Annotated in this window: 8 protein-coding genes and 2 pseudogenes; 4 read left to right on the forward strand and 6 right to left on the reverse strand. The window is 41.0% G+C overall.

The genetic code is table 11. The annotated features are described in order from the left end of the window. The 3 genes and pseudogenes from VK541_RS00315 to VK541_RS00325 form a co-directional block, all read left to right on the forward strand. Nucleotides 1-199 (forward strand): annotated as a pseudogene (locus VK541_RS00315) (hypothetical protein); the annotation flags it as partial. A gap of 107 nt (nt 200-306) precedes the next feature. Further along, nucleotides 307-642 (forward strand): cupin domain-containing protein, encoded by a 336-nt coding sequence (locus tag VK541_RS00320; protein ID WP_324365733.1) that lies wholly within the window; start codon nt 307-309, stop codon nt 640-642. Nucleotides 643-944: 302 nt separating this feature from the next. After that, nucleotides 945-2,000, forward strand: a complete 1,056-nt coding sequence (locus VK541_RS00325; protein ID WP_324365736.1) for a patatin-like phospholipase family protein — start codon at nt 945-947, stop codon at nt 1,998-2,000. Between the two features lie 228 nt (nt 2,001-2,228). Here VK541_RS00325 and VK541_RS00330 read toward each other — a convergent pair whose 3' ends face one another. From VK541_RS00330 to dinB, 3 genes are all read right to left on the reverse strand, one after another. Then, on the reverse strand, nt 2,229-2,480 hold the full coding sequence (locus tag VK541_RS00330; protein WP_324365738.1) for a hypothetical protein: 252 nt from the start codon (nt 2,478-2,480) through the stop codon (nt 2,229-2,231). A 70-nt stretch (nt 2,481-2,550) separates the two neighbouring features. Further along, nucleotides 2,551-3,129, reverse strand: coding sequence for a hypothetical protein (locus VK541_RS00335; protein ID WP_324365740.1), 579 nt, complete (start codon nt 3,127-3,129; stop codon nt 2,551-2,553). A gap of 96 nt (nt 3,130-3,225) precedes the next feature. Beyond that, the gene (gene dinB / locus VK541_RS00340; protein WP_414692595.1) at nt 3,226-4,281 is read right to left on the reverse strand and encodes a DNA polymerase IV; all 1,056 of its coding nucleotides are present in this window, start codon (nt 4,279-4,281) and stop codon (nt 3,226-3,228) included. A 168-nt stretch (nt 4,282-4,449) separates the two neighbouring features. Between dinB and VK541_RS00345 the strand changes: the two genes are divergently transcribed. Then, nucleotides 4,450-5,301, forward strand: a complete 852-nt coding sequence (locus VK541_RS00345) for an HD domain-containing protein (RefSeq protein WP_324365742.1) — start codon at nt 4,450-4,452, stop codon at nt 5,299-5,301. Between the two features lie 51 nt (nt 5,302-5,352). On the opposite strand, the gene VK541_RS00350 is transcribed toward VK541_RS00345, so the two are convergent. From VK541_RS00350 to VK541_RS00360, 3 genes and pseudogenes are all read right to left on the reverse strand, one after another. Then, a complete protein-coding gene (locus VK541_RS00350) occupies nt 5,353-5,487 on the reverse strand; it encodes a hypothetical protein (RefSeq protein ID WP_324365744.1) in 135 nt (44 codons plus the stop codon). A gap of 126 nt (nt 5,488-5,613) precedes the next feature. Next, nucleotides 5,614-6,015 carry a hypothetical protein gene (locus VK541_RS00355; protein WP_324365746.1) on the reverse strand — a complete coding sequence of 134 codons (402 nt, stop codon included), beginning with the start codon at nt 6,013-6,015 and terminating at the stop codon, nt 5,614-5,616. Between the two features lie 19 nt (nt 6,016-6,034). Continuing rightward, a pseudogene (locus tag VK541_RS00360) lies at nt 6,035-7,034 on the reverse strand (collagen-like protein); the annotation flags it as partial.

Raw genomic sequence — 7,034 nt, forward strand, 5'->3', positions numbered from 1 at the left:
CCTGCGGAGGAATACAGATGACCTTGGTTATTGGAACAGTGATTTCCAGGCAAGCAAATATAACTCAAACTCGCAGCCTTTTTATGTGCTCACCGGACATGACCTGGTTCCGCTGGTAAAACCACAGGGTGCGGTATTCGATGCTAAAGAATATGCCGCCTACCTGCAAAGCGGATTGGACGCGTTCAATAAAAAATAGAAAACAATTTAGGTAGTTAATATATAAATCAAGGCCGGTGGATGCCGGCCTGGTTTGTAAAATTCACTATCTTTGGCCGTATCTATTCTAATCTAAAGCAAATAGCTATGTTACAAAGTCATCTGTTTCAAAAAGAGCGTGAAATTGAATGGGAAGATCTGGGAAATGGCATACAAAGACAGGTTTTTGGATACGATGAAAGGATTATGCTTGTCAAGGCAAAGTTTGAAAAGGATGCTGTAGGGGACCTCCATGAACATCATCATAGCCAGGTTACCTATGTGGCCAGCGGTGTGTTTGAAATGACCATTGGTGAAGAGGTTCATACCATCAAACAGGGGGACGGCTATTATGTACCACCGTATGTCATCCACGGTTGCGTTTGCCTGGAACCGGGGACTTTAATCGATTCATTTACACCGCACAGGGAAGATTTTCTGTAAGGCCCTATCCTTTTAAAGTAAGACTACTTGGAAATAGAAGATAAAAAAACAAAGCCGAATTACTCCGGCTTTTGTTTGTTTTTGCAGAGCGTTGCGATATTGTGAATTCTAACCTTTTTAATCAAACCCGGAAACAAAGTACTAAATTGATCCGGGTTATAACTTTAACATGAACTTAGGCAGATGTAAAAGTCTTGAAGTAAAAGTACCTGTATAAAGTATAGCCGTCAACTGCGTAAATACGCAGTTTTTTATTTTCAATAAAAAACCATTTATATTTACCAGAAGCCGATATTGCGTTTATGAAAAAGATACTTTCTATTGATGGTGGTGGCATAAGGGGGATCATTCCGGGAATGTTTCTTGTGGCACTGGAAGAAAAACTTAAAAAAGAAAGTAAAAACCCTGACGCTGCAATTGTCGATTATTTTGATTTCTTTGCGGGAACAAGTACGGGTGGTATTCTCACCTGTCTCTTGTTGTGCCCCTCCGAAGATCATCCAACGCGCCCGAGGTTTTCAGCCAAAGCTGCCTTAGACTTGTACCTTGAACACGGAAACGAAATCTTCAAAATGGGTTTCTTTAAAAGATTAAGGGCTAAATTTGGATTGGCCGGTGAGCGCTACAACAGTGCAGTCTTTGAGGGAGTATTGGAAAAATACTTTGGCGAGACCAGGCTCAGTCAATTGATAAAGCCATGTATCATCAGCGCTTACAACATCGAACTTCGAAAGACCCATTTTTTCAGACAACAAAACGCCATTGCCAGGGGTGACATACGTGATTTTTATTTAAAGGATGTTTGCCGGGCCACTTCTGCCGCGCCCACCTATTTTAGCGTTGCTGAAATTCATTCCCTGGCCAACGTCAGGTATCCTTTACTAGATGGAGGCGTATTTGCAACCAATCCGGCGCTGAGCGGCCTTATTGAAGTGACAAAGGCATTCAATCAAACGCGAATTAATGACATCTATCTCTTCTCTTTGGGGACTGGAAGATCCCGCAGATCTTATGACTATGAACATTTCAAAAAGAGCAGTGCGATGGCTATCGTTCCGGCCCTGATAGACATTATGATGAGTGGTGTTGCAGAAACGAGTGACTTCTTCCTGCATCAGCTTTTTAGCTCTGTTGGCAAGGAAAAAAACTATGTGCGGATAGAACCCACCAGTTTAGAAAGTATTAAGGAGGGTCTGGATGCAGCAAGCGCTTCTAATATTGAAAAGCTTGTAGCACTTGGAGACAGAACTGTTAGTGAATATGAATCACAATTAAACCAGATTGCTAAATTCCTTGTCGAAGAGCAAAAGCATTCACGTTCCAAGCTATCATGGAACTTTTTAAAACCTGATAAGTAATCTGGGAATTAAGGAGTTGTGATTTTGCAAGCCTGATAAAAACAGAAAATGAAAAGGGCAAAGGCGAGGAACTTTAACAGTCCGTAGGCGAATTGCCTTACCGACGATTTATTAATCTTTTTGAGATACATGATTACTAGACTTAGTGTTAGATAAATAGTAATTCAAAAATAAGGCTTACTGCCATGGCTATCAACTGAGAAAATACGCAGGATGATAGCCACATTATTATGTTCCATTCTCTTTTTTTACGTTAGCTTCTTCCTGAGAATTTTCACTGCCGTCTGCCGGATGTACATCTCCTAACAATGCATCGGTATTTTCTATGTGCTTTACCGGTCGATCATCTTCCTTATCTTCATGCTCAATCTCTATGGTTGGATCGACCGGTATCGGAATGTCTCGCTGATGCCCTGGTTTTCCGGGTATTGCTGCACCGGTGAGGTTAGAGCCAACTTGTTTTTCATCATGATTATTCATAGCCTTATGATTTTAAGTTGTTCCTATGAAACACATTATGAACAGCCTTGTTTTAAATTATTGAATAAATTTACTGCATATCTCTCCCCACTTTTCTGGCGGTACTTTTGCCGGGCAGGTAAATTTGAAACCCAACACCCAAAGAAAGCTTGTGTGCATATGCACTGCTTCCAAAACCGACAACTCCATTGTATTTCAGCAAGCCTTCCAGTCCAATTGACGGGGTGACGAAATAGGTAAAACCAGGGCCAAAACTAAATCCAAGACCATTTGTATTTCCTCCTTCGGAAGGATTTACACCAGATACGCCAACAGTGGCTTCACCAAAAAATCTGGAATTTTTGACCACCTCATCAGCACCGGTTGATCCATAGTAACGACCTAAAGCACCCACGCCATAAGTAATATCAGTTCCTGAGTTCTTAGCCGTTGCTAAACCAAATGAAACATCACCGCCGAGTGCAAGTCCGTCCTGTACAAACCAGGCTGCTTTAGGATTTATCGACAAACTGAAAACATTGGGTTTATCCAGACCAAACTGAATATCGGAAATGTTAGCACCCATCATCACATTTCCCTTTTGTATCTGTGCGTTTGCTCCAAACAACACTGTGACACCAAGCATAAGAGTTAAAGTAAGAGTTTTCATAATATGATTTTTTTATTTAATAAATTAACAAACTCATGTTATTTTTTGTTTAGATTAAAATAAAATCTCGATGCCCGAAATAGTATAGTGATAAATTCAATCAAATAATTCCAGCTGGTAAGGATCACCGGGCCTAAGAGGCGGGGGTAAGGGCCCAAAATTAGAAAGAGATATTCCCAGCAAACGAACCTTTTTGTCTTCCAGATCTACATTTTCAAGCAAATGCTTTACCGCATCCATAATGATTGTGTAATCTGAGGTAGGATCATGGAAAGACTGGTTCCTTGTAATCTGTTTGAAATCATGATATTTCAACTTTAAGGTCACAGTTCTGCCCATTAACTGGTTCCTTCGCAGCCGCAGGCAAATCTTGTCGGCAAGTTTATGGAGTTCAGTATGCATTTCTTCAATGGTGATCAGGTCATGTTCAAAGGTGTCTTCAACAGCCAGTGATTTCGTGACCCTTTCGGACTGTACCTCGCGCTCATCTATTCCCCTGACTATTGAATAATAAAATTTGCCTGATTTTCCGAAATGTTTCATGAGCTCCTGCTCGGAGAGCTTTTTCAGATCAGCACCCATATGCAGGTTCATGCTTTTCATTTTTTTTGCAGTGACCTTGCCAACGCCAAAAAATCGTTCTACAGGCAGCCGTTCCATAAAAGCCTCAATTTTGGAGGGGCCTATAAAAGTCAGACCGTCAGGCTTATTGATGTCGGAAGCAATTTTAGCCACAAACTTACTGGAAGAAACGCCCGCTGAAGCAGTCAGGTTCAGTTCGTCTTTAATGGCTTGTTTAATCTGACCTGCTATTGCCAGTGCAGATCCGATATTTAATTTATCTGCAGATACATCAAGATAAGCCTCATCCAAAGAAAGGGGTTCTATAAGGTCAGTGTATCTCCCAAAAATCTCCCTGATCTTGGCAGATACCGCTTTGTACGCATCGAACCTGGGTCTTACAAAAATAAGTTCCGGGCACAACTGAAGTGCCTGTCTTGAAGGCATAGCAGATTTTACGCCAAACTTGCGTGCTTCATAGCTGGCGGCTGCTACCACGCCCCGGCCATCGGGAGAACCCCCGACCGCAATTGGCTTTCCCCTGTATTCTGGGAAGTCCCGCTGCTCGACAGACGCATAAAATGCATCCATATCAATATGTATTATTTTTCTGATCAACAAATCATTTAATTAACCAATGGCTAATATAGTTAGTATATCAGTCTGTAAAAAAAAAATGAAAATAATGCTAAAAATATTTGCTTTATGTCTTGAATATAACTAAAAATATTAGTAATATTGTAGTGAAATACTAATGTTATGATCACTATAAATGATATATTTTTTGGCAAAATCGAGTTGCCTGGTGTATTTGAAGATTTATTAAATTCAGCATCTTTAAAAAGATTAAGCCGTATTCATCAAAGCGGCGCAATTTTTTTGGTCAATCCTGATATTAACCACAGCAGGCTGGAACATTCAATAGGGGTAATGCTCCTGATCAGGAAACTGGGAGGTTCTGAGCTGGAACAAATTGCTGGATTACTTCATGATATATCTCATACCGCATTTTCTCATGTCGGAGATTACGTATTTAATAATGCTGAGGAAGATTATCATGAGCAGATTTTTGAAAAGGTATTGCTATCATCAGACATTCCAGAAATTCTATCCTGGCATGGATACCAAATAGATCAGGTCATTAATGGCGACTTTAAGCTCCTTGAACAGTCTATGCCGGGGCTTTGCGCAGATCGGCTGGATTATACACTTAGAGATTCATATTATGCCGGCCTGGTGACCATAGCTGAAATTAAAGAATTTATAAAACAACTTTTGATCCAGGATGATCTGATAGTTATTAGTGATCCGGAAAATGCAGAGTGGATCAATGCACTGTATGCACGACTGATCAATGAGGTTTTTAACTTGCCATTGCATGTATATGCCAATAGAATATTAACCGAGTTGATTAAGTCCGGACTGCAAAGAAATGAACTGAATGTAGACGATCTTCAAAAAGATGATACTTATCTGCTCAACAAGATCAGGAGTACGCCAGCCGGATACGAAGGCATCAGGGCTATTAAGCAGCGTAAAGGTTTTGATATATTCGTTAAAACCGGAATGGGGCTTAAAATGAAAAACCGCCAGTTGAACGCATTGATTTAATGCCAAATGACAGTTTCATTTTGAGCTTAATATAAAGCCGAAGGAAATATTCTAGTGATGACCTGAGTCTTCTGATTTGCGTTTTTTCATAAACGACAGGTAGAAAGCAGTTACTGCTACGATTAATACTACAGTTAAAAGTCCTACAAGAGTTTGAAAACCTTCAGGCGATTGATGATGTTCCATGTTTCAATTTTTTTATGAAGGTAAAAAAATAAAATAAATAGTAAAAGGTTAATAGCAAAAAACCTGGCCAGCTCATGCTAACCAGGTTAAACTAACCATTGTAAAGAATTGAATTATTCAATTTTATTAATTTGTTTTCTTTTCGTCTCCCTGTGAAGGCGGTTTTGGAACCACAACTTCTTTCTTTTCTTCCTTTTCAGGTTTAACATCACTTGGCAGTTTCGACGGTGCTGATTTGCTTAAAGCTGCCTGACTTGTTTTTGATGTTTGCGGTGTTGGGGAGGGAACGCCGCCCTTAAATATAATATCCCTGATATTTCCCTTTGTCTCTTGTTTTGGGTCGACCGCTTTTTTTGCTTGTCTTTGCTGGGATTCAGGTCCGTATTTTAATCCAGGCACTGAGTTTTCTGTCAATTGTTTTCCAACACTCTCATTGGTTTTATATTTATCCTGTGCCTGTGCGGCTGAACTGATCAGCAGACCAGCGCCAATCATTACGATGCAATTAATTTTATTGATGGTTTTCATATCCTTGTTTTTATGCTGATTATTTAACACTGACCAATACTTTTATTTTGCTGATACCTTGTGCATCAAATGGTTCGAGTGCTTTACCCAGCACTTGTCCAATTTTTACTTTATCCGGATCTGCTTTCATTGCTACTCCCGGAGTAGATGAAGTGACCAGAAGATCACCTCTTGAAATAGCGCCGCCTTCCAGACATACCTTGGTAGGGATTACGCCAATCACGCCCATTGGTACCTGTGCGCTTAAATCAGCATCGATGTGCTCTTCTGTCAACAGCACTCCAGGTCTTGTGGCATATACACCCGCAACAAGTGTAGAATATGGTTTGCTGGATTTTTCGACCACTCTGTCTTTTGTAGTAGATATGACCAAAATATCTCCAGGCTCATAGGCAGCTGCAAATCCGGTAACTTCAAAAGATTCTGCAAGGTCAGCACCGCCTACCTGTGTGCCGCCATTAAAGAAGCCGCGGCCAGCTGAATTTATCCTGGCAACGTTAACAGTACCGGGATTTCCGCTTTTGAACAACGCTATATTACCATTGCTATGTTGCTCCACTGTGAGTACCGGGTTGGTATTTCCATCATTGAAGTTAACAAGTCTCGCTGCCCTGCCGTTACTGAAATTTGGGGTCCATGCAAAGAGCGCGTTACCGCTTCCATCTGCGGTTGTTTCTACTCCGTCACCTAGATTCGAAGCATTAGCGGTAACCCCGTTGCCATTACCATCGGCTATTGCAATAAGCGCAGGGCCATTGCCGGCAGGGTTGGAGGCATGAAACAAGCCTGCAAAACCACCTGTACCTGATGATATGCCATAAATACCCGCAGTTCCAAAATTAGCAAACTGGGAATTTACCTCTCCTCTTACGGCAGGTGAAGTACCTGTTACTCTATCCACTTTGAAATCACCTGCTGTACCATTACCAACAGTTCTAACTGAAATTACCTCATTCTCATTGTCTTCATTAAAGATCTCAAATCGTCCGGCCCGGCCGTCGGAAAAATTAGGCACCCAG

Source organism: Pedobacter sp., from assembly GCF_035317785.1.
GTDB lineage: Bacteria > Bacteroidota > Bacteroidia > Sphingobacteriales > Sphingobacteriaceae > Pedobacter.

Coding starts and splice junctions, on each gene's coding strand:
- VK541_RS00345 (WP_324365742.1), top strand. CDS start 4,450: ATGATCACTATAAATGATATATTTTTTGGCAAAATCGAGTTGCCTGGT.
- VK541_RS00325 (WP_324365736.1), top strand. CDS start 945: ATGAAAAAGATACTTTCTATTGATGGTGGTGGCATAAGGGGGATCATT.
- VK541_RS00355 (WP_324365746.1), bottom strand. CDS start 6,015: ATGAAAACCATCAATAAAATTAATTGCATCGTAATGATTGGCGCTGGT.
- VK541_RS00330 (WP_324365738.1), bottom strand. CDS start 2,480: ATGAATAATCATGATGAAAAACAAGTTGGCTCTAACCTCACCGGTGCA.
- VK541_RS00335 (WP_324365740.1), bottom strand. CDS start 3,129: ATGAAAACTCTTACTTTAACTCTTATGCTTGGTGTCACAGTGTTGTTT.
- dinB (WP_414692595.1), bottom strand. CDS start 4,281: ATGGATGCATTTTATGCGTCTGTCGAGCAGCGGGACTTCCCAGAATAC.
- VK541_RS00320 (WP_324365733.1), top strand. CDS start 307: ATGTTACAAAGTCATCTGTTTCAAAAAGAGCGTGAAATTGAATGGGAA.
- VK541_RS00350 (WP_324365744.1), bottom strand. CDS start 5,487: ATGGAACATCATCAATCGCCTGAAGGTTTTCAAACTCTTGTAGGACTT.